Annotated in this window: 20 protein-coding genes; all 20 read right to left on the bottom strand. The window is 37.6% G+C overall.

All coding sequences use genetic code 11. The features are described 5' to 3' along the window. Nucleotides 1–15: 15 nt before the first annotated feature. The 20 genes from lepB (RV15_RS00460) to RV15_RS00555 all read right to left on the bottom strand — a co-directional run bounded on the left by lepB (RV15_RS00460) (nucleotide 16) and on the right by RV15_RS00555 (nucleotide 23,238). Nucleotides 16–612: a signal peptidase I gene (gene lepB, locus RV15_RS00460; protein ID WP_071876097.1), complete on the bottom strand. Its 597-nt coding sequence runs from the start codon at nucleotides 610–612 to the stop codon at nucleotides 16–18. A gap of 24 nt (nucleotides 613–636) precedes the next feature. Next, nucleotides 637–1,344, bottom strand: coding sequence for a signal peptidase I (lepB, locus tag RV15_RS00465; protein WP_083429048.1), 708 nt, complete (start codon nucleotides 1,342–1,344; stop codon nucleotides 637–639). Between the two features lie 27 nt (nucleotides 1,345–1,371). Beyond that, a complete protein-coding gene (locus RV15_RS00470) occupies nucleotides 1,372–2,037 on the bottom strand; it encodes a hypothetical protein (protein WP_071876098.1) in 666 nt (221 codons plus the stop codon). Nucleotides 2,038–2,086: 49 nt separating this feature from the next. Beyond that, a complete protein-coding gene (locus RV15_RS00475; protein ID WP_071876099.1) occupies nucleotides 2,087–3,157 on the bottom strand; it encodes a WxLIP family cell surface protein in 1,071 nt (356 codons plus the stop codon). Between the two features lie 110 nt (nucleotides 3,158–3,267). After that, nucleotides 3,268–4,053, bottom strand: a complete 786-nt coding sequence (locus RV15_RS00480) for a WxL domain-containing protein (RefSeq protein ID WP_071876100.1) — start codon at nucleotides 4,051–4,053, stop codon at nucleotides 3,268–3,270. A 31-nt stretch (nucleotides 4,054–4,084) separates the two neighbouring features. After that, on the bottom strand, nucleotides 4,085–4,885 hold the full coding sequence (locus RV15_RS00485) for a WxL domain-containing protein (RefSeq protein WP_245791161.1): 801 nt from the start codon (nucleotides 4,883–4,885) through the stop codon (nucleotides 4,085–4,087). A 1-nt stretch (nucleotide 4,886) separates the two neighbouring features. Next, a complete protein-coding gene (locus RV15_RS00490; protein ID WP_071876101.1) occupies nucleotides 4,887–5,276 on the bottom strand; it encodes an EF2685/EF0750 family sortase-dependent surface protein in 390 nt (129 codons plus the stop codon). Between the two features lie 12 nt (nucleotides 5,277–5,288). Then, the gene (locus RV15_RS00495) at nucleotides 5,289–8,906 is read right to left on the bottom strand and encodes a MucBP domain-containing protein (RefSeq protein WP_071876102.1); all 3,618 of its coding nucleotides are present in this window, start codon (nucleotides 8,904–8,906) and stop codon (nucleotides 5,289–5,291) included. Between the two features lie 651 nt (nucleotides 8,907–9,557). Continuing rightward, nucleotides 9,558–10,292 carry a hypothetical protein gene (locus RV15_RS00500; RefSeq protein ID WP_071876103.1) on the bottom strand — a complete coding sequence of 245 codons (735 nt, stop codon included), beginning with the start codon at nucleotides 10,290–10,292 and terminating at the stop codon, nucleotides 9,558–9,560. 11 nt (nucleotides 10,293–10,303) lie between these two features. After that, on the bottom strand, nucleotides 10,304–11,248 hold the full coding sequence (locus RV15_RS00505; protein WP_071876104.1) for a DUF5067 domain-containing protein: 945 nt from the start codon (nucleotides 11,246–11,248) through the stop codon (nucleotides 10,304–10,306). An 84-nt stretch (nucleotides 11,249–11,332) separates the two neighbouring features. Beyond that, nucleotides 11,333–13,930 (bottom strand): YfhO family protein, encoded by a 2,598-nt coding sequence (locus tag RV15_RS00510; protein WP_071876227.1) that lies wholly within the window; start codon nucleotides 13,928–13,930, stop codon nucleotides 11,333–11,335. 41 nt (nucleotides 13,931–13,971) lie between these two features. Next, nucleotides 13,972–14,685 (bottom strand): signal peptidase I, encoded by a 714-nt coding sequence (gene lepB, locus RV15_RS00515; RefSeq protein WP_083429049.1) that lies wholly within the window; start codon nucleotides 14,683–14,685, stop codon nucleotides 13,972–13,974. A 21-nt stretch (nucleotides 14,686–14,706) separates the two neighbouring features. Next, the gene (gene lepB, locus RV15_RS00520; protein WP_083429050.1) at nucleotides 14,707–15,426 is read right to left on the bottom strand and encodes a signal peptidase I; all 720 of its coding nucleotides are present in this window, start codon (nucleotides 15,424–15,426) and stop codon (nucleotides 14,707–14,709) included. A 21-nt stretch (nucleotides 15,427–15,447) separates the two neighbouring features. Continuing rightward, the gene (locus tag RV15_RS00525; protein WP_071876105.1) at nucleotides 15,448–16,113 is read right to left on the bottom strand and encodes a hypothetical protein; all 666 of its coding nucleotides are present in this window, start codon (nucleotides 16,111–16,113) and stop codon (nucleotides 15,448–15,450) included. A 28-nt stretch (nucleotides 16,114–16,141) separates the two neighbouring features. After that, nucleotides 16,142–17,230, bottom strand: a complete 1,089-nt coding sequence (locus RV15_RS00530) for a WxLIP family cell surface protein (RefSeq protein WP_342715478.1) — start codon at nucleotides 17,228–17,230, stop codon at nucleotides 16,142–16,144. 89 nt (nucleotides 17,231–17,319) lie between these two features. Then, nucleotides 17,320–18,117: a WxL domain-containing protein gene (locus RV15_RS00535; RefSeq protein ID WP_071876106.1), complete on the bottom strand. Its 798-nt coding sequence runs from the start codon at nucleotides 18,115–18,117 to the stop codon at nucleotides 17,320–17,322. Nucleotides 18,118–18,148: 31 nt separating this feature from the next. After that, complete coding sequence (locus RV15_RS00540; RefSeq protein ID WP_071876107.1) at nucleotides 18,149–18,952, bottom strand: WxL domain-containing protein; 804 nt, start codon at nucleotides 18,950–18,952, stop codon at nucleotides 18,149–18,151. Beyond that, nucleotides 18,949–19,311: an EF2685/EF0750 family sortase-dependent surface protein gene (locus tag RV15_RS00545; protein WP_071876108.1), complete on the bottom strand. Its 363-nt coding sequence runs from the start codon at nucleotides 19,309–19,311 to the stop codon at nucleotides 18,949–18,951. The genes RV15_RS00540 and RV15_RS00545 overlap by 4 nt, the downstream gene beginning before the upstream one ends. Nucleotides 19,312–19,329: 18 nt before the next feature. Beyond that, a complete protein-coding gene (locus RV15_RS00550) occupies nucleotides 19,330–22,113 on the bottom strand; it encodes an isopeptide-forming domain-containing fimbrial protein (RefSeq protein ID WP_071876109.1) in 2,784 nt (927 codons plus the stop codon). 411 nt (nucleotides 22,114–22,524) lie between these two features. Next, nucleotides 22,525–23,238, bottom strand: a complete 714-nt coding sequence (locus tag RV15_RS00555; RefSeq protein ID WP_071876110.1) for a winged helix-turn-helix domain-containing protein — start codon at nucleotides 23,236–23,238, stop codon at nucleotides 22,525–22,527. Between the last annotated feature and the right edge of the window lie 140 nt (nucleotides 23,239–23,378).

The following is a 23,378-nucleotide window of genomic DNA, read 5'->3' on the forward strand; positions in this document are numbered from 1 at the left end:
ACTAATTTCTGTGATTTATTCATCTATACAACCTAGTGTTGATATCGGGTAGTAGCGATACTTCACAACACCTTCGATCTGCGACCGATCGATCAGTCCTAATTGGCGGCTATCTCTAGATTTTTTTCGATTATCACCTAAAACAAAATATTTATTTTCTGGAATTTCAGTTAAATGCTCAACTAATCTTGCGACTTCTGCAGATAGCGCTATCGTAGTTGTTCCATCAGGCTGATCGCCTTCAAATAAAGCTACTTTCTTTTGCTTCTCATTCTTGGCAGAAAAGATTGTCAATGATGTTTGCTCTAGCTGAATTTTGTCTCCTGGCATTCCAATCACTCGCTTAACATACATGCTATTTGGTTTGTCTTTTGGGCTAAAGGTAATTAATGAACGCTTTTTCGGAGCCACTTTTTTAAAAACCAGGACTCGATCATTATTTATTAGCGTCGGCTCCATAGAATGCCCATCAATGCGGTGTGTTTTCACACAAATCAAAAACCAAAGGCAGGCAATAACGAGGCTAAATAAAAAAAGTCCTTTGATGATTGAACGATTTTTTTTAGGATTACTTTCCCCAACTAACGGGTTCTTTTTTACTTTTTTTTGCATTGATTTACGTTCACTTTCTCTTTTTTAGAAACGAGTCATCCGGTGGATTGGAAAGATTCTTGCTTCCACAACTCCGATAATATCTTTTTCATCAATATAGCCAAACATCCGACTGTCCGCTGCATACGATCGATTATCGCCCAGAACAACATATTTTCCTGCGGGAATTTGATCGTCTCCCATATCTTTCGACAAAGAAAAATCCTTGGTAAATACACTGTTACTCTGCTTAGTTTTAGCAATCTGATCAGCAATAAATCGTTCAACAACCTCTTGATCATTGATGAATAAACGATCTTCTTTATAATATAAGGATTCTTTTGGTGTTCCAATAATCCGTCGAATGGTCGTTGCCTGACTTTTTGGATCTTTGTAATAAACCAATTTGAACCGTTTTAGCTTCCCTAATTTATTCACAAATACTCTATCGTGATCTTCTAATGTCGGCATCATAGAATAACCTTCCACCCTTGGCAAAGAAATCGTCAAAAAGCTGATCAGCAACAGTAGCACACTAGAAATCAGCACAGTTAAAATCAGCTCTGTTAGCATTCGCTTGTATTTTTTTTGCTTTCTTCGCTTCTTCTGTTGGGTTTGTCTTTTTTTAGAGACACCCGCAGAATTTGTTGCGCTCTTTTTTTTCGTTGCTGGCTTGCGCCGCTTTTTTTTAGGCTGGAAGGAGTCATCTTTGACTTGACGAACAGGTCGTTTTTGTTTTTTTTGATTTGTCATTCTCTGTTCCTGATACTTTCTTTAACACTATTTCTTTTGATTTAATGCAGTTTCATTCACTTTAAAGACGTCAAAAATTTGTTTCTGACTTTTTTTGATTTTGGTTATATCTTCTAAATAGTTAGCAACGTATGCAGTGTCTTTTAAGTTTTCCAGCGTGCGACTGCTAAAGTTCACACCAAATTCACGGACTAAAGCATAATAACGGTTCAGCTTTTTTTGTCCATCTAAACTCAATCCGCCAAACGCATTTTTATTTCCATACGTAATCAACAGCGAGGTCATCTCTGTTAATTTCTCATTGACTTTGCCAGGATCACTGCCTTCTGAAAGACTTTGCAGATCTTTTTCAATTTCTCCAACTAAAAAGTAACTTTGAATAATCGCGTTAGCATCTTCTGTTTCTAAATTGGTTTGTTGATAGTAACGAGCATACATTCCACCACCTAAAGTCAATGCACCTAAAAGAAACAAGAAGACGCTGGTTCGGATATTTTTCTTTTGCTGCTTTTTTAGCTTAGCCAGCATTCGCTTGATTTTTTGCTTTTTCCGCTTATTTTTCACTCGCTTACTCTTCAACAAGGTATATCTTTTTTGTTTACGAATAGATAACACTACACAAATCACACCGAAAAAGAGAAACAGCACAGAAGAGGATAACATTAAGATAAATAGCCAATCTAGAATACTCACTTCGTTCCTCCTCCTCCTTTAAATAATAGCAATACACTTTTTTTTACGATCATTTTTTTACGGTTTTCTTTTTTCTTTTTTTAGATGCTGCCTTTTTATTCAGGGTCATTCGAACCACAAAATACACTAGACCTACCACTAAAATAACGCCACCGGCAATCAACGCTATCAATAGCCAATTGAAGCCACGTTCTTGTACTAAGGTAACATCTTGTGCGTTGTATTTATCTGCATCTTCTTTGGTAATTTTGAAATCATTACTCCATTCCCATTTTTGGTCACCACTGGTCACCAATACGTGACCTGTATAGTCACCTGGCTCCATCCGTTCACCATTCATCTCAACTGGAAAGTCGATCATTGAATTAGGTGCCATTCGCATATTAGTCTTTTTCGTATCGTAAAGAACTTCATCCGAACCTTTTTTCATCACTTGCATGTCAACTGTCATATCATTCAAAAACTCTGAACGGACATTTGAGAAGTTTACAAAGACTGCATTGCGATAATTAGCAAGTTCTGGATAAAACTTACTAAATTCCAATTCTGGTTTCACTTCTGTATCGGTTTCTTTTAAGACCATTCCTAAGACATAGGCATAACGGTTCACGATTTGCTTTTCTTTCTTTTCTTTTTCCAGCTGTTCTTTTGATTTTTGGACCTGCATTTGGATACCACCTGTGATGATTCCATCATAGGAGTCGGCTGGCATTGTAATTTCTAGATTCAACGGAATTTTTTGTTTGGCTGGGATCGTAATTGTTTCAGGACCTTTGACAATATCTTTAAAGTTATACTTTAAGGACGCATCTTCTTTAAACACAGTCGGGCCAAATTCCAGCACCCCATTTGAGTTCGTTTTAGCGCTATTTAGCGCAATTTCGACAGTGACTTCTTTATCTGTGATATTTGACATCTCGACTTGAACCGTTTGTTTTTGACTTGGCTTCATTTTTAAATTGAAGTAACCCGTGTCACCTATTTGGTTTTCCGGCCGGATCATTTTGAAGTTAAAGTTCCCGATATCTTCAGACTCTGCTGCCGATGCTGCTACTGTTCCAATACTGAAACAAGTTATGTATAATATAAAACTAAAACAAATTACTTTAAGTTTTCTCATTTTTTTGACCTTTCTCTTCACCAAGAAACAGGCCGCCGACTCCTAAGAATCGGCCGACCTTGTTTAGCGATGCTTTTATAATATGATTTGATCGATTACCGTCTTACGACTTATGGTAAAACGTTCATTGACCAAGTGATTTCACCTTGGTAGTTTGTATCTTGGAATAATTCAGTTTCATCTTTAATGTTTAGTTTTACAGATTTTTCTGAATTTGTATCGCCTTCTGCAGCGTATGTTCCAAATAACATTTTGAAACGTCCACGACCTTTAGCCGCATCTACATGGTTAAGAATTACTGTTGATTCTTTAGAGGTAACTGCTGTTGTTGCAACAGCTTCTTTTGGTGTTAAAGCATCTGTTACATCAGTTTCTGATTTAACACGTCCATTTAAGAACTGTAATGTAGCACCGTCTAATTTTTTTACAGTGTTTTCTGTACCAACTGTTGTATTTAATTCACTTGTGATTTGAGCAGTGATTTCATATTTATGGTCTAATTCTGAACGGTCATCTACGAATTCAACATAGTTTGGTGCAATAATTTGATCAGTAGAACCTTCACCATCATTAGCTACAAAGTTTTTCGCAAAGAAGTGACGTCCAGTACCAGAAGCAGATGAATTATCTGAACCAAATTTTAATGGTGTGATTGCTCTAACACCGAAAGTACCAGCATCTGTCGTTACAAGACCAGAAGTTACAGTTCCTTCACCACTACCGTCGCCATCTGTAATTGTATTTGTTGTTCCGTCACCTGTGTTGGCCGTAAATTGAATATCCATTCCTGCAGCTGGTGCAGCTCCTGGAGCTGCTTTTACTGAATTTGGGATTGCTACTGCCATGCCTACTGCTGCTAATAAAGCGGCACCGCATAATTTGTGTGTTAATTTCATTTGTGTTTCCTCCTAATATTATGTTGTTTATTTATGGTAGCTCGGATATGATCCAAGTTAACACCGTTGAGTAGGTTCCAGGTTGTTTCTCTGTTGCCGCTGGAACGGTTAGTTGTACAGCGCTATTGATGTAGGCCGCTTTATTCACTGCTTCATCAATAACTGGTTTATTTTGTTCATCCACTTTTGCGGATACTGTCGTAGCCTGGCCTTTGGGATTATTTTCGGAAGCACCAAAGACAATGCTCCAAGTTCCCCCGCCATTCCCGAAAGCCGCTTCTGCCAAATTATATGTCTCGCCAATGTTATTCAAGCGAATCACTTCTTTTGAGACTTTTGGTGCTAAAGATGCGTCTTTTTTCGAATTTGTCCAGGAATTATCAAACGATAAAACGGCGCCTTTTAAGACTGCCCCATCTTGTGCTTCACTTTTGAATTGCGTTTCTTGTCGCAATTGCAAAGTCCAGCCAGTGGGGTTCGCACGATAATCAGAAAGTTGGATGAACTGCCCTCTAGCGGTCGTTTCATCTTTGAACTGTTGGGCATTTACCGGAAAAACTATATTTTTGTCTGAAATTTCGCTTGCACCAAAGTTAAGCTCTGGTACAAAATCAAAGCGCAAAAGGCCTTCTGTTTTGTTGACTTTACCAGGATCAACGATGACATCCGCATTTTCAGGATCTCTAATGCCGTCTCCTTCATCTGGTCTACCAGAAAACTGAATCTCAACCCCTGCTTCCGCTCCCTCAGCAAATGCTGGTTGAGTCGTCACGACAAGAGCCATGCAACATAGAAATAGTGCAGCCAATCGGTTCATATTTGTGTGCATCATCCTAGTTCCTCCTTTTTTGCTCTGCATGCTTTTTACGTTTCCATAAATACAGAACAAGAAGAATTAGCAACAATGCTAGACCTGTGACTGACAAACTTTTCCCCACTAGCTCACCTGTAGATGGATATCTACCGACTGGCTTTGTTGGCTTACCAGGTAAGAACGTTTGATCACTAGTTGTCGTCGCAGTTGAACTGGAGGATGAACTAGTACTCGTTGTCGGTTCAGTTGAGCTACTACTTGAAGGTTCGCTTTCAAAAAACGTGATTTGTCCATTCGTTTGGATGGCGCCACCATTTTCTGCAGCATGTGCTAGTTTGGGCACGCCCAAAAGCAAGAACAATACCGCAATGAAGGAGAACGCATGTCGTACATGATTATTTATTTTCATTGTTTTCCTCCATTATGGTGTTATACCCATCTCAAATAAAATTTCAGCATGATAATTGCCTAGCTCATTGACTATCCCTGGTGCAACTTCCATCTTAAATCCGTCTCCGGTAGAGCTCCAAGTGTCACTGATACTATAGTCACCAGTGGTCGTTGTTTCACGCGTCACGATCGGCATTCCTTCACCACGTAATTTGATTTCTTCGTTGCCATTTTTGTAACGAATCACATCTGGAAGAATTTTCCCAGATTTATTTGATAACGGTGTTGTTAAGGTTGCATTCAAGGTCCAATTTTGATTGCCTAAGCGATTATCTGTAATGACCAATGGATCCCCTTTGGCAAGCGCAGATTCGACCCTCACTTTTTCGTAACTTGAAGGAACGACACCAAAATCAAAACCTGTCGGTGCAGATTTAATTTCTAAGACACCTGTGTAATAAAATTCAACCAAATAATTTTCACCATACGTTACAGTCACTTCATTTGAGACTGTTTCTTGTTCAACTTCATCAATGAGTACTTTACTTAGAACATAGCCATCAATTTTCTTAGCAGAAATTGTGACTTTTTCCCCTACAATGCCTGATGCATCCGGCTCTTCCGCTAGTTCACGTTCGGAGCCTTCTTCTAGGTGTAGTGTGTAAATACTATCGATTCTAGGTTTGATCGTAAATGACTGTAATGCTCCTGAACTTGCTTCGCTAACAGATGCATCTACATTTTTCCCAGTTACTGTGTACGCTTGATCTACTTTAAGTGGCGTCATTAACGGTGGTGTTGTTATTTTCGACACAACATCATAGGTTAATTTGTATTCAATGCTTGGTTCTAGTTGTCCTAATTTCACATTTAATCGTCTTGCACTGCCTAGTACCACATTTTCTTTCGGTATGGCTTGACCGTTCAACTTAACAGATGTTAAATCAACATCGACATTTTCAGGAAATGCTTCGGTTGTTTTGTATAATACATCGTTGAGTACTGACGGAGCTGCTACTGTGTTTTGGATGGTCGAAGTAAAGGTCACTTTCTCTCCTTCAGAAATTTCTGGTAAAGCAATATCTAGTTTAGCAGTAAGGTTCGGTTTGTTTTGATAGTAGAATTTCACTTCACTTGACTCGCCAAATTTTACTTTTGCTGAGTTAGCGTATGGTGTTTGTTCTACGCCGTCAATTGTCACCTTGCTTAAGATATACCCATCAATCGCTTTTGCAGAGACCGTTTCTTCTGTTCCAATCAATCCTGATCTGACAGGTTCTGATGCTAAAGAGGTTTCCGGATCGGATCCTTCTTTTACATGAGAAATCTTTATTTCAGCGATTCTCGGTTTGATTGTAAATCCTTTTAGTTCTCCAGAAACGGCTGTTACCACAGTTTCATCAGCAGTTATACCACTAACTTTGTATGCCTGGTTTACTTCTATTGGTGTCAGGATAGGCGGATTAGAAATTTCTGACATAACGTTATAGGTTAAATTCATCTCTATGCCTGGTTTGATTTCTCCAAGTTTGACTTTCAATTTTCGATCAGCACCAAACTCAATATCCGTTGCCGCAATTGCCTGTCCATTTAATTTGACCGTAGTTGTATCTACCTTTACATGTTCAGGGAATACTTCAGTTGTTTCATAAAGTACATCTCTCCATATGGAAGGCGCCGGCGCAGAATTTTGGAACGTAGAGGTGAACACGACTGTTTCCCCTTCAAAGATCTCTGGTGTCGCAATTGCTAAATTTGCTGAAGCGTTAGGTTGGTTGTGCGGACTAATCGTCCATGTTTCTACAGCTGATTCTCCTGTACGGGAGTCTTCTGCCCAGACTGAAAGTTGATGAGCAGTATCACCTAATTCAGCTGCGGCAATAACACTACTGAACTTCCGATCAGTATTTGCTGGACTATTTACAAGGCTGCTCTCAAATTGCTTTGGCGCTCCACCATCAAGAGAATAGTACAGACTGACTGCATCTCCATCCGCTTCTTTCCATTGTCCATTGATCGTGTAGCTTGATCCAGTCATAAACCAATCAACAGATTTATCAGCTGTCAAGGTAGGTGCTACGTTATGTTCTAACAATTGCTGCACAACAGTTGATTCTACGTTTCCATTATTGACAGTTTTAAGATACACGATCTTTTCTTTAGTAATGGGTGCCAGTTCAGCTGTGGGAATTTCAAATGACCATTCTTTATCCACTCCTGGTACGTATGAAGAAACTGTTGTTGCTTTTTTGAATGGACCTTTTGCATTAAATGAGTACATAACGTCTAAGCTCGTTGTGGTAGCCTTATAATCCATGACAGTTCCACTGACTTTTTGCGGCGATTCTCCTGTATAATAAGCGGTTGGACTATCCACAAAAATCAACGGTTGCTTTGCATCCATAACTCCTGCAGCTGTGTTGAATGTATAACCAGTAGACTGATTTTTTTCTAAATCAACTGGTTGATTCTTCATATAAAGTGCTGTATTGTATGCTGCTGTAATTTTAGGATCTTTTTGTTCTGCAGAATAGGCGATACTTCCTGCCGGAGCTGGCGTATTGTTATTTTCCTGACCACTAGCGGTTGGACCTGAAAATCCAGAGTAAGCTGGATCATAAAAGCTCTCAACTTGCCCTAAAGGCCTAATTTGTTTTACACTCCAGTTATCCGGTTTATCAAGGGTATCAAAATAAAAGTTTAGAAGAAAATGATCTACGTATTTTGTTCTTTTCAAGTAATGCGCGGTGTATTTGACCCCTCTATTATGCCCTAAAAATTTTACTGGCAAGGTATTGTCAGATACGTCTTGGCCGTAACCACGATTGTATGTTCCTAGTAAATCAATATCATACTGGCTTCCCAGAACAAAATTCTCTAGTTTTTTCTCACTTAGATTCGTCACTTTTAGACTATTGGCTGATACTGTTTTACCCGCAAGTATTCTAGCGACACTTTCAACTTTCACATGAAATTCAAACATATTCGCCGTTTTTACAGCTGGATTATTTTTTAGTTCATATTCCACCTTAATTGCTTTTTCAGGAATGGCCGTTCCTGTTGTATAGACTTTTACATTAGATGCAATCGCTGCTGGCTGATTTAGGTTGGGATCACCATGTCCAAATTGACTTAAAGGTTCAATCACTTTATCACCTTGAGCAAATATTATCGGTGCAGAACTGACTGGAAAGCCTCTTCGGTATACCGTCCAACCTCCAGCGATGGGTTCTTCCTCTTCAGTATTAAATAACCCGCCACTAGTTCCATAAGGAACATATCCATTTAGTTCCGTGGTAGGTGTCACGCCATAATCCAAATTCATTTTAAGTTCCTCTAAATTAGCACCACTAAAATCAGGGATTACTTTATCACTTGAACGCCCATAATGCCAGCCTAATGTTGCTCCAGCAGAACTAGTATCAAAGCTACGTTCATTAAACGCATGTACGCCAAGGGGCAATGATTGCCATGGAAGTTGGGAATAATCTGGAAATTTCACCCTTAAACTAGAGGGATCTACACTTGACTTAGAACCTGTATTCGCTACTTCTTCGGCCTTAATTTGGTTATTTCCCACTGAGTAAATGAGCAATGAAGATAAGATAACGCCAGCCGCCATTACTAGACCGATTATTTTCTTTTTCATTTTATCCTCCTTTCTTAAAAAATATTTTATGTGCAATCAATCTAGGCACATTTATTTCAAATTTTCTCCATACATTCGATTCCTGTTTAAATAGGTATTTTTCTGTATTTTAACTATTTTTATGCAAGGTTCCATACAAATAATTAAAATACTTAGTCACTCATTCAAACTTTATTTATTGACTCTCCTGTATGGTGAAAACAAGAAAACCAACTAACTACCCTATTTATTTTTAGTCATTGTCTTCATACTATTTTTCACCGCATACTCACCATAGCTAGTTCTTATTTCTGCTTTAGCTCGATTTTTTCCGTGTACTTAGGTTAAATTAGGGTTATTTCTATTTAATAAAGAACATTATTGCATTTAACTATTTAAATACAAAATAATTATTTATTTCTATTAAAATTATATCTTTAAAAACATAAATTGAATTACATATACTTCTTTTTTTTTAGTTCTTTTTGAAATTAACTCTATATACTCAAAATTCCAGCGCTTTTCTTCGCAATAATACAACATTAGCTACGGTAATTCTTGATAATTTGTTATATTTACACATCAAAAAGAAACCTATCAAAGAACAAAAATAAAAAAATGATATATAAACACAAGCTTAACTATATTATCTATAATGAAAGGTTTACTTTTTTATAGTCGATAATCTGAAATTGCGGCTTCAATAATTTTGATGCCGCCAGCTCCATTAAAGGTTACAACCAAATTTTTCCCAAACGAATTATTTTTATACGCTTTATCCAATGTTCTATAAAGACTGATCTCTTTTCCAACATTATTTTGACTTTCTTTGGTCTCTTCAGTAAATTTTGTCAGCAGTTTGTCTTGGTCTTTCAATTTCATCAGGCTGCTTAATTGTTTTAGCACAGCCGTTGCATCTTTCCCATGATAAGTTTCATCTTCCGATAAATTGTAAATGGATACTTCTTGGCTAAGTAACTTGACTTTCTTTTGAAGACCCATGTATTGATATTTCAACTCAATTTTCCCATAAGACAAATAACTGCCCTTTGCATCCTTTATTTTAATCAGACTGGATAAGACGAGATCATTCCCTGATGCAACCACATTGTAGATATCTGGTTCTCGCTGCACAGCATCACTCACTAAATCATCTTCAATAATTTCTTTTGCCACATCAAAAAAACGGGGGATTTTTAGCTCAAATTTATTTGCCATCAGCTCTGTCGCTTCCTTCTCAGAAATCTCAAGATATTCTAGATTTCCAAACGGTTTACTGCGATCTGCCCACCAAGTAAACACCTGTTCATCCTCTGCTAACTTAGTTTTTGCTGTGTTTTTTCCTGATTGACAAGCGGTTAACACAGCGAGTGTAACTGTCGCTAATAGGATCAGTTTTTTCTTCATACCCATTCTCCTTATTCTTTGATTGGCAATATAATTGGCGCTTGATCTTTAAAGGTCGCTTGGTCAAATATAAAGGAAATATCAGACATCGACGAGTCTACCAGTTCGTATACCACAGCGGTTTCTACTAGATCATCTTTGCCAATTGCAGTTTTGCCAACTTGTAGTAGATAACTCAAATCAGATACCTCTGCACTTTCAGTTATTGAACTAACCGTCAGATCTTGCCCATCTTGTTTCGCTGTCACTAAGGAATTCCAGATATTAGGCATACTAGGTTCGGTCTGCTTATTTAAAAATAAGTAACGAATAATCAATAGGCGTTTTTCTTCTGTCCCAGTAATCATCTTGTAACCTGTCAAAGTAAACGAGACAGCGTCATTTTCAATTTTAAGATCGGTATTTTCCTCCATTGACTCGCTTGTCTTGGCTTCCGTTCTTTTTTCTTCATTTAAAGTAGTGACTGATTGCTTAAATAGTTCTACTTGTTTCGTATCGTTGCTATTCGCTGGAGAATAAAACGTAAATTCCACCATCCTCTGATTTAAAACAACATAGAAATCATGAATAGACACCTCTTCATGATTGTAAAGGCCTTGAAATTTATATAAGAGAACTGATCGTTCATTAGACTTAAAGGTTTCCACTTCGAGATCGTCCAACTCATAATTTTCTTTCAATTCTTGTTCTATTTGTTTTTCATGATCTATTTCACTATTTTTCCTTGTCCGAATGAACATATAGGATTTACTATTTTGATCTTCTGCACCAAAAACGGCCGCTGGATTATACAGGTTTTGATAGTCTTCTTGAGTCCTCCAACCTTGCGGTAATTGAAACGAGTAGTTGAATTCCTGGTCTGAGAAATGTTCTTTTGCCTTTTCTAAACTTGGCTTAGTGCAGCCTGTCGCAATCATCAATACACCTAAAGCAACAGCGATTATCTTTTTTTTCATCTGAGCTCCTCTCTATTTAAAAAAAGCCACTCGAAGAACAAGTGGCTTCGTCAAAATAAGTTACTCTCATTATTTTTCTCTACTTCATTTAAGCTGTTTATTTCTTGTTAGGCGCAAACTATAGCCAATAAAAACCAAAAGACAGAGGACAAACAACACTGCGCCAATCAAAAAGCCTTGTGGTAAAAAGGCAAGCTCCAGTGAGTGCTTTCCGGCTGGGACTGGAATTGCTAAAAAGGCATCCTTAAAGGTTGGAATGTCCACTTTTTTCCCATCAATATAGGCTTTCCACCCTTTATCATAAGGAATCGTGGTCAACACAACTTGGTCTTGCGCTAAAGAAATATCTGCTTTAGCTTTCCGCCCACTTGTTTGGAATTTGACCCCTTTATCCTGTATTTGTTTGACCGTTTTTTCAAAGCGTTGTGTGTTTAAAAACACAACGTCTGGTTTGAAGAGAGTCATTTTTTGAGAGCCAGTAAATGTTGCGGTCACCTTAATTGACGTTGCTTTTTCAGAATACCCAATACTATAATACTGCCCATAATCCATGACTCTGTTACTTTGAGAATTTCCATTGACCGTAACTTTGATTGCTGCGCCGCGCTCTAATTTGTTATTAAAGCTTGCCGGAACAAGACTTAGATATCCTTGGGAATGTGCTGGAATAGTGACCAGCCAAGTTACTTTTTTTGGTTTATTAGGAATCTCTTCCCCGTAGCTGATGATATTATTCCCCTCATCAGTCACAATCACATTTTCTAAGTCAGCTACTTTCGGTTCATCGAAACTGAAAAGTTCGCCTTCTGTATTGGCAAGGTAATTAAACAATTCAGTTTGGTTACTTACAGCACCAGTTTCATAAATGCCATCATCTGTAGTGATTCCCAGAGGTAAAGCAAAGCGATTTTCATACAGCGAATAAGCTCCTTCTGTCGCAATTTTAGTGAAACCAAATTTTGATGGGTCTGTTTTCGCTATATTGTATTTGATCCCGACTAGCGCATCCATCAGCAATGTATTATTCCTATACTGAACCTGTAAGTTACTGCCTAACGAGCGGAATCCTAAAGCATTAACATAGGCCGATGAATGTCGATTCCGAATGGATGAAAACATCGTCACACCACTATAACCATAGTTAAAGCTGTCATCCAAAGAAACTGGATCTAAATTTTCTAATCGGAATAACGTATCGTTTGCTTTATTTGTTTGGTCAACCAAATTTTTTATCTCAGGATAAAATTCATCGTATCTTTTTCTTGTTGGATAGCCCCAATCATCTCGTATGCCTTCAATCATGACTTTTGAGTTCACGAACGCTTCCCCCGTCATCATTAGTACAAACAAGATGGGTAGCCATTTTGCCACCTTGACATTTCGATGATAGATAAACCAAAAAACTAAATAACCAATGAGCAATCCCACGGTGATAATCAAAGAATTTGTTGTAATAATCCCATAACGTTTTTTATTTGATACTAAGATAAAAAGAATAAAGATACCAACAATCCCAAGTGTTCCATTTAGCAGCTGATCGAAATCTTCTTTTTCAAAGACTTCTAACCCATAGCCTGCGAGTAAAATTATCATAAACGAAAATAAAAAACTAAATCTAAATAAAAACATATTAGGCGAATGTAAGCCATGCCAGAATAAGTTCAATGGATAAATATAAACACTTGCGATCAAGACCATCAACAATGAGCCAAAGAGCAGTTTATTTTTTAACGGAATTTTTTTCGTTAGAAAATAGAATATGCAAAACATCAACGGTATTAACCCAATGTAGATAAACGGCATGCTTTCATATTTGGATGTATCATAAACCCCAACTAAGCTTTTGGCTACAAAATCCCAAGGACCTGTATCTTTGGTCAACACTTTATTGATCGTACTTAAGCCTTCACCATTGTTACTCAAGTCAAAAATCGTCGGCAAAATCGTGATCATCGAAGCACCACCTGCTAACAGTGAGGTAAACAAGTACGGGATGATCTTTTTCTTATAGTTTTTCACATCTGTCAACATCCGTACCATGAAATACATAAATGAAAAGACGCCCACTATAAACGCCATATAAAAATTAGATAAAAACAGAAATAAATAGCTAATAAATAAAAGGGTTGGTTTATGTTGATCCATCAATCGATGAATACCTAAAATAATTAATGGTAAATACATAAAGGTATCCAACCACATAATAACCTCAGAATAGCCTACAGCATATGCCATTAAAGCATACGACACACTCAAACCAATCGTAGCCCATTGACGGATTTTAAAGGTATGATGGGCAAAAATCCAAAAAGCTAAACCACTTGCCCCAAATTTAAGTAGCGTTAAAAAATATAATGCATCAGGCATATGTATATTATCGAAAAGTCCAACTAATGGTGTAAAGATCCCATTTAAGTAATAAGCCATAAATGCCCAATAATTTAAGCCTAACGAGCCAGACCACGTGTAGAATATATTTTGTTTCCCATGCAAGACATTATTAAAGCTTGCGTGGAAATTAGCATATTGAGTAAACGCATCACTGGCCAACAATGTCGTCTTGCTACCTGGATAAATTCCTACTAAATAATACGATATCACCATTATGATGACTGGCAGACTAAAGCTAAGCAACAGGGCCACGCCATTAGTCTTTATAAATTTTTTAATCGTTTGACTCATCTTTTTTGACTCACTCACTTTCTTTTCCTAAACATCCTCTGTTATCTCACCACACCGATTTTATTGAAGGGATAATAACGATAGGCGACTACACCTTCAATTTGTTTGCGATCGATCAATCCTAGCACTCGACTATCGTCTGAATGGTTGCGATTATCGCCTTGAACAAAATAGGCATTTTCTGGAATTTGATAGTATGGGGCTAACTCTTTTGCAACACATTCACTTACAGTGATCCGAGTCGTTCCATCTGGCAAATCTTTGGCGGCAAGATTGTGTCCATAAAGATTTGCTGGATTATTTTCGGCTTGATAGTTGATATATAAAGAGGTACCTTCGACCCAAATCACATCCCCTGGCAAACCAATTACGCGTTTTACATAGGAGTCTCCTGGTGCACTTTTAGGTTCAAACGTAATGATTTCATAGCGTTTTGGCTCTTGCCCTTTGATGACAAGTATGCGATCTTTATCATTGAATGTCGGATTCATTGAGTGGCCATCTATTTGATGTGACTTTACTTGTATTAAAAAGACAATACCTGCCAAGAAAACGAAGAGAAAAAAGAAATTTGCTACCCAACCTTGAATGTTGTGATACTTCCCAGCAGCTGTTTGTTTGCTTTTGGCTTCTAATAACAGACGTTTACTCTTCTGTTTGCTTACTGTTCTGTTTTGATTTTTTTTCTTAGAGTAACCAGCAGGACTTTTTCTCTTTGGTCTTTTTCTGATCTCTTCTGGTCGTTGCTTTTTCATCGCTTCGTTCCCTTCATTGCATTAAAAGTGAGTCATTGAGTGGATCGGAAATAAGCGAATTTTCACTACACCGACAATATCTTTTTCATCCACAAAACCAAAATAACGGCTATCTGTAGCATAGGCGCGGTTATCGCCAAGAACAAAGTATTTACCGTTAGGAACACTATTTACATTTAGTATCTCTTGCAAAGTGAAGTCAGGCATCGTCTGCTCTTGGTCTTTTAATTGATAGGTATCAGACAAAAAGCGTTCCGCGACTTCATTCCCATTAACAAACAATTGTCCATCCTTGTAAAATAACGTATCTCCTGGTAACCCAATCACCCGACGAATCATTTTTTCATCTTTTCTAGGCTCTTTAAAGTAAATCAGATTAAGTCGTTTGATCTTAGCCCACTTATTCACAAGCATTCGATCTCTATCATTCGTTGTAGGGGTCATTGAATACCCATCTACCTTGGGTATGGCAATGGTTAGAAACATTATTAGCCAAATCAAGAATGCGGAGATCACCAAAGCCATGCTAATCTCCATCAACACTTTGTTTCGTTTCCGCTTCTTTAACTGCTCTTTTTGTTTTTTAGATTGCTTCTTTTTCTTCTTATGTGCGTTGATGTTTGGTATTTCTTTGCTCGGCCGAACATGGTTAGCTTTTTGTCTTTTTTGGTGACTGGACTTTTTAACCAACGGTCTTGTCTTTTTTTGTGTAGTAGTCGTCTTTTTTTTTACTTTATCCATCGAATTTACCTCAGCTAAGAACTATTTCTTCTGCTTTAGTGCTGACTCATTGACCTTGAAGGTTTTAAAGACTTTTGCTTGGCTTTCTTTGACTTTCTCAATGTCTTTTACATACCCCTCCATCACTTGCTGGTCCGACAAGGTTTCGGTTGTTTGAACCGACAAGTTGACACCTAAGTTTTTGATCAATGCATAGTGACGGGCCAACGTTTTTTGACCTTCTTCCGTCAAGCCTGGATACGCCATTTTAGTGCCGTAGCTTGCCAAACGTGAAGCGACATCTCGGAGATTTTTAATCGACTTTTCAGAATTTTCATCATTTTGAATATTTGTTAATTGCACCATGATATCATCCGTTAAGTAATAACTTTGCACAATAGCTTCTGAATCACTTGCTTCTAAATTCGTCATTTGATAATATCTCGAATAAAACGCACCGCAGCCTGTCAGTAACATCATCAAAATACAGAAAAATCCCCAATTTCTTTGCCGGCTCTTTTGCTTGTCTAAGCTGTTACGCTCAGATAGAAACCTTTTCCGTTTTTCTTTATCTTTTGGTGGCTTTCTTCTAAATCTTTTCAGTTTTTTGTTCGTTGAAAAAGCGAGCAAAAAGGCTAACCCTGCAAAAAGAACAAAGAGAAGGGCACTGGATAGTAACGTTATAAACGACCAATCTAAAATACTCATCTTTCCATCCCCCTCTATTTATGAACGATCATTTTCTTTTTTTCGACATCGATTTATTTTTGGTTTTTTTCTGATTATTTACAGCTCGCACAACGAAGAAAATAACAAGAACAAGGACAAACACACCTGCAACGATCGCTACGATGATTTTCCAATCAATCCCATTTTCTTGGATTAGGCTGACATCTTGCTTATTGTATTTATCGGCTTCTTCATCAGTCACCGTAAATTCTTCATCCCATTCCCATTTTTTATCCCCAGCTGTCGCGACGATATGGGCTATATATTTGCCAGGTTCCATTTTTTCACCATTCATTGACACAGGAAAATCAACTCTTGAGTTTGGTGCCACACGCATACTTGCTTTTTTTGCTTCATATAAAACATTATCTGATCCTTTTTTCATCACTTGAACATCTAAGGTCAAATTCTCTAGATAGGCTGCTTTAATGTTTGAAAAATTGACAAAAATGCTGTTACGGTAGTTGCTTAACCCAGCAGAAACCTTATTTAAGTTCAATTCAGGCATTACAGCTGTTTCTGTTTCTGTTAACAACATTCCTACTAAAAAGGCATACTCATTGATAACACCTTTCTTTTCAGCACGCATTTTTTCATCTTGAGCATTTTTTAATTGAATCCCACCAGAAACTACCCCATCAAAACTCACTTTTGGCATGGTAATTTCCAAGTCTAACATTGCTGTTCCATTGCCTGGAATTTTTACAGACTTCGGTCCTTTGACTAAGTCTTCAAAAGCATATTTTAGCGATGTATCATTTTCAATCCCTGTTGGCCCATATTCAATTACACCATTACCATTTGTCTTGGCACCATTGATGGCTATATCGACTTCTATTTCCTCAGTGCTCTCATTACCAAGTTCGATCTGAACGGTTTGTTTTTGGCTAGGTGACATTTTTAAATCAAAATAACCAACTTTCTTATTTTGCTGATTTTCAGGTTGGAGCACTCGGTACGTAAATCCAGTAGGACTCGCTGTACTCGTGCCTTTTTTGGGTGATTCTTCGGCTAGCGCTTGCTGACCAGGTATTATCAGACCTACTATGTATAAAACGATTAGAGAAATCGTCACTGCTTTTTTCTTCATGTTCATTCTTTTGTCCCTTCTTTCCATGATGAAACAAGGTCACCGACTCAGTGAGTCGGTGAACCTTGCTATCATGAAGCAATCTTTTTTTGTGCTTATTCGCCTTCTGGAGTAACTGGTGTTTCCGGTACAATTGTTTCAGATAACGTCCAAGTAATAACTGCATTGTAATCACCAATACCGATTGAAGTTGTTGTTGGAATTGTTAATGATACAGAGTTTCCTGCTGTATCTAATGTGTGTCTACCAAAGTTCATTTCGATATTCCCAGCACCTGTATTGTCCGCTACATCATTTCTGATGAATTCTGCTGAAGCACCTGGTAGTGAGTTGTCTGCATTTGCAACTAATTTATTTGTTCCTGATACACCTGTTGGTTGAGCTACTGCATCAAGTGAAGTTGTATCAATATTTTTAAAGTTTAATTCTGATCCAGTAAGGTACGTACCACTTGCTGTATCTTTGAAGTTTTGAGTCAACGCTGCGGATAATGAATATTTGTGAACGTCAGTTGTACGGATGTCTCTGTATTTTACAAAGTTTTGTACGTCAAATTCTGGATAATCTGGATCTGTACTGCCTGCATTTGCTTTAAATGGAGAGGCATCATAAGTACGAGTAGTTTGTGCAGTTAATACACTGTGTGTTTCAAATTCTAGTGGTGTTACAGCCATGATTCCGAATGTTCCTGGGTTTGTTACATCAGGAATGTTGGTAATTGTTGTTTCAGAACCTGGGTCAGTAATTTCAGTGCCATCATCTGTTAAAGTAAATTTAATGTGTCCTGTTCCATCTTTCACTGAATCTACCGCTTTAGTCGTGTTTGGTACTGCAAGAGCTACTCCAATTACAGATAATAAAGCTGCTCCACATAATTTGTGTGTTAATTTCATTTGTATTTCCTCCTAATAGTGTGTGTTTGATTTATGGCAACTCGGCTAATAGCCAAGTTAACACCGTAGTGTAAGTTCCGGATTCTTTTTTCGTTGCACCAGGGATAGACAACGTAATCGCATTATTTTCCACCATTTGTTTGTTTTCAAATGCTGGATCAAGAATTGGCTTATTCTCTGTATCCACTTTTGGCGTTAGCGTACTTTCATCTCCATTTGGATTAGTTATTGATGCTCCAAATGAAATCAGCCAGCTTCCCTCTCCTGCTCCGGACTTAGCATCAGCTAAATTGTATGTTTCACCAATATGATCCATCAGAATCACATCTTTAGAAACGATTGGTGCCTTCGCTTGTGTTTGATTAGAATTAGCCCATGACTTATCCAAAGAGAGAAATGCACCTTTTAGTTGATGATTTGATTCCATATTATTAAATTGCGCTTCTTGTCTCAGCTGTAATGTCCAGCCGAGAGCCGCGCCTCGATTATCTGATACTTGTACAAAATTTCCTCTTGCGTCAGTTTCATCATGGAATAATTGGGCATTGACTGGATAAACCATATCTTTGCCAGCTATTTTATTTCGATGAAAATTCAATTGTGGTACAAAATCAAGCCGCAATGGGCCTTTCGTGCTAGGGCTTGGTCCTGGATCAACAATATTATTTGGATATTCAGGATCTCGGACCCCTTTATCGTATTCCCCAACAAACGAAATATGTCCCCCACTTTGTACACGATCATCTGCGTAAACAGTCGAGCTGTTTGCATCAATCAAGAACAGAGTCGTAAGCAGGATTCCAGCAATTATCGACGTTGTTTTCGTGATTTTCATTGCTTACTCCCTCCCGCTTGTTTTCTTTTTTTCTGCTTCCAAAGATAAACACAGGCTAAGATCACAATTAGGACGATGCCACTAATAGAGACACTCGCTTTCACAAGTTCCCCTGTAGAGGGAAATCTGCCTTTAGGCTTGGGCTCTGATAGCGGTTCATCTGAAGAGTCTGACGGTTTACTTGATTCTGTCGTGGATGACAGTGTCGCTTCGTCAAAAAACGTAATTTCCCCGTTTGTTTGAACTGCACCACCGATTGTTTCTTCCTCAGCGTGCACACAAGAGATGGGGCTAATTGAAAGTAGGAGCCAAATGACAACAGAGAATATCAAGACAGACAACTTTTTATTATTTTTCATGTTTTTTCTCCTCTAGTATCACTTGGTCTCACTCAACGTATACAGCAGTGTTGCCGTATACTCTTCCATCTTTTTAGTTTGACCTTTTTCAAGTTTAAACTTAAAGCCATTATTTTTATCTTCCCACTCTTGTTTACTGATATCATAGTCCATACCTTGAATACCTGACTGCTGTGTAATCAATGCCGCATCGCCTGCAGCTGTTAGAACATCTTCCGTTGTATCGCGTTTGTAACTTAAAGCAACTGGTAAAACAGAGTTTGTATCTGCTGTAGTAAATGGTGTTGTCAACTTCACCGTTAACGCCCATTCACGATTACCTGCTCGATTATCGCGAACTTTCAAAGGTTGAGTTTTATCATACGCTGGTTTTTCAAGAGTTAATTCATCTAAATTTGCACCTGATCTCACGCCAAAATCAATTTTAGGTGGGGCAGAGACAAAGATCAGCTTCCCATCAAAGATGTATTGTACCCGGTTATCTCCATCTATGATTTCAACTGAGGCTTCATTGAGTGGTCGAGTAACTAGTTCATACCCCTCGCTTTCCACCATTTTCAGTGCATTATAGAGGTCAGAATTTGCTGTTTCAGCAATGTCTTTCAACTTCACGAATTCGCCAACCTTTGCAGTTATGCTGATCGGTTCATGACGCTTGTTACCATCTTTATCTAAAAATTCCACAAGTAGTTCTTTTTCAAGAACCTTTTTTGGTAACACATCGATTTCAACTTGCGCTTCTGCTTTTTGATTGTGTTGATTGTTTGCTTCAAATTTATTAATGATGGTTGTATTTGCCCCACCAATAATTTTCGCCTTGTATCGGACTTTAATTTGTTTGCCTGGTGCAACGTCTAACGCATCTAACTCTTTAATTTCAAATGTATGAGGGTCTTCTGTAAATGTTGGTACAACGTGTGTCGCAACACCATCTGCACCTACTAATTCAAATGAAAACTTATCAAGTTCTAGCTCTTTTGGGTACGTATCTTTCCAGGTAACCCCTTCCCAGACACTACCACCAGTATTACTAGCTGTCAGTTCGAATGACAAGGTATCTTCCACTCGATTATTTGCATCATCAGAAGTATCATTCGTATACGTTTTAATTGCTTCTGGTTTTGCAGGTTCTGACCCAATCGGGATCTCAACAGAGGTATCATCTTTTTCATCGGCAGCATTATATGCTTTAAATCGATTGATTGTTGTGGTATTGGCACCTGAGATAATCTTCGCTTTATACTTTATCGTAACACCTGTGTTAATCGGAATATTATATGTTCCTACCTTAATTGTATGGGTTGCTTTATCATATACAGTAGGGTTAAGTTTTGTTTCTACTCCTAGAGTATCAATAAGTGTCAGTGATTCTGTATCCAGCTCTAATTCTGGCGGCAAATTGTCTTCTAAAGTGACTTGGTTCCACGAAGATAATAATCCTTTATTTAAAGCTGTAACTTCAAAATCAAGGATATCACCGACTAAATTTTTAGCTGGATTTACACCCGTTGCATTTTCATATTTTTTTGTGGTAAATGGCTTAATATCTGCTGGCTCTTCAATAGACATATCTAATGCGCCCATGCCGACTTGCCCTGGCATAACTGTTAGCACTGGCCATCTTAAGGCAAACACAGGATGTTTTAAGTTATAATAGTAGCCTTGTGGCATCACTGGATCCCATGCTTCATACGCATTGTTCTTTCCCGTTATAGCCGTTGGGTAAAACGTGGTTCCAGTTCCCCACTCGCCCCACTTACTCATGTGGATAGCATTCCAATTACTTATTCTATAGAGCGTCAAGCTACTATCATATAAATCCCCAACTTTAAAATCATTTGGTCCAGGATTCGTCCCATATCCTAAAGTGGTATAAAAGTAGATACGTGCTGCTATTTTATCCGCAAGTGTTGATGTCGGTTCATCAAAGTAAAGACCAAATTGGTTATTAGAGTATAATCTGGAGCTTGTATGATTCCCACCAACGTCCATATGAGAGCCATGTGTCATTGCATAATTTGTAGTGACCCCACTATCATTATAAAAACTGACATCATAGCGAATTCGTCCTTCTTCAAAGTTATCGACATAACCATGAACTCTGACAGGCAGATATTTCATATCTGTGGACCCATTATCACCAGTACCACGTCCGTAGTAGCCATAAGAGACGATTTCATTTGCTTTCACGTATTGCTCTAAAATATAATTATCTCTTCTTTGATTACTTATCATGGAGTTTGATGTGTAACCACTTCTGGTCACTTGCCATGAACTAGACAACGCATTGTACTGTGCATCCCCGATGTCAAAGTTGCTCCCACTACTACCAACAGAGTTATTCGCATAATTGTAATCATAGCCAAAAACCTGCTGTTTACCAGTACCCGCTTCTTCTTTCACACCGATCATTACAGGACCCAAAATAGGTAATTCTTGACTTGGTCCCAAGGTTGCCAACATATTGCCGGCTACGTTGAAACTTTTCGTGTCAAGATCGTATTTAACCGGATTAGAGCCAGCCCCAACATGACCGAAAAACAGATAGTAGCGTCTGCGGCTTTTTTCAAAAGCTCCTCCTGTCAATTTGACAGGTGTATTCTTATCGACTTTTGTAAAGGTTGATAAATCAATGTTGTCGTTGCCTTGTGCATCTTTATCAAGCTTGCGCCAGTCAAAATTAGCATTTGCTACATCACTTGGTAATGCTGCTGAAACCTGATTTCCCCATAAAACCGCTCCAACTATAAAAAAGAATGATAAAAGTAAAATAATGGGTAGTTGAATTTTTCTTTTTTTCATTTTCTCCTCCTTTCTTTCATTATTCTTTATGCATTTTAAAAAAATGCAGATTTATTTCAACTTTCCTTGCATAAACTGGAATAACGCCTCAATTGAGTAGTTATTCCAGTTTTAGTTTGAAAAAGAGAAACCAAGAAATAGTCGATCAAGTGTTATTTTACTTTTCGATGTTTCCCTCCTTCCTTAATTTTTTAATCCTTTGGTCAAAGGTGTTGATTTCTATTTTTCTTAACTGATTAGCTGGTTTTTTATTACTTCAATTTCCCAGCTACTTATCATAACGTACGTTGTTACCCAAATTATCAGTTTAAAAAAAGAAATCTGCTTCTTATCAAAACGATAGCCACCGTCATTCAATTATGCTGTCTTCATACATTGAATCGCCATGACCACAGGCTATTTAGGGGATTTTTACGCAACGATCATATAACCTTTAGAACGGACAGTTTTAATATATTTAGGTTGAGTTGGGTTTTCCTCCAATTTTTTACGTAAGTGGAATATTAAGTTACTAACACGATATTGCTTATTCCCTGAATCGCTATCTTCAAACTCCTCTTTCCAAACATTTGTATAAATCTCTTCATACGTTACAGCGGTCCCAAGGTTATCAAATAAATAGGAAATTGTTTGAAACTCTAAGCGTGTCAAACTAACTTCTTTTTCTTCAACCAAGACACTCAAATTATTAGGAATCAGTTCTAAGTTACTTGTAACCTGTGCTTCTTTCTGATAGCTTATTTCTTTTTTTTGTGAATTAGGTATCTTTTTAACTCGATTCAATATATTTGAAAGTTGTAAGATGGATTCTTCTTGATCGCAGTCTTTATCAACGACACCATCTGCTCCTAATTGTAAATAAATAATTTTACTTGTCTTCGTCAGATTTTTAGAAACAATCCAGATCAACACATCAAAATCTCTTCTAAGTTCTAAAATTAATTCACACGTATTCTTTAAGCCGTGTGTTGCCGTTTCTTCAATAATTAACGCATCCATTTTAGGTGCCTCATTGATAATGTCATCGCTTGATAATGAATGTAATTGATAGGTTAGTTTATTTAATTCTTTTGAATATGTATCTCCTATTTGATTGTTTTCTGGTACGATACCTATGTTATACATACTATTTTCCTTTCTTTCTTAAAATAAATATATATATATATTTTAAATTTCAATTCAATTTAATTATATATACTATTTTGGGATTTGATTTACAAATCCTCCTGTTTTTTAGGTTATTTCTGAAATTTTTTCTTTTCCAA

This window comes from Enterococcus silesiacus, assembly GCF_001886225.1.
Lineage (GTDB): Bacteria > Bacillota > Bacilli > Lactobacillales > Enterococcaceae > Enterococcus_L > Enterococcus_L silesiacus.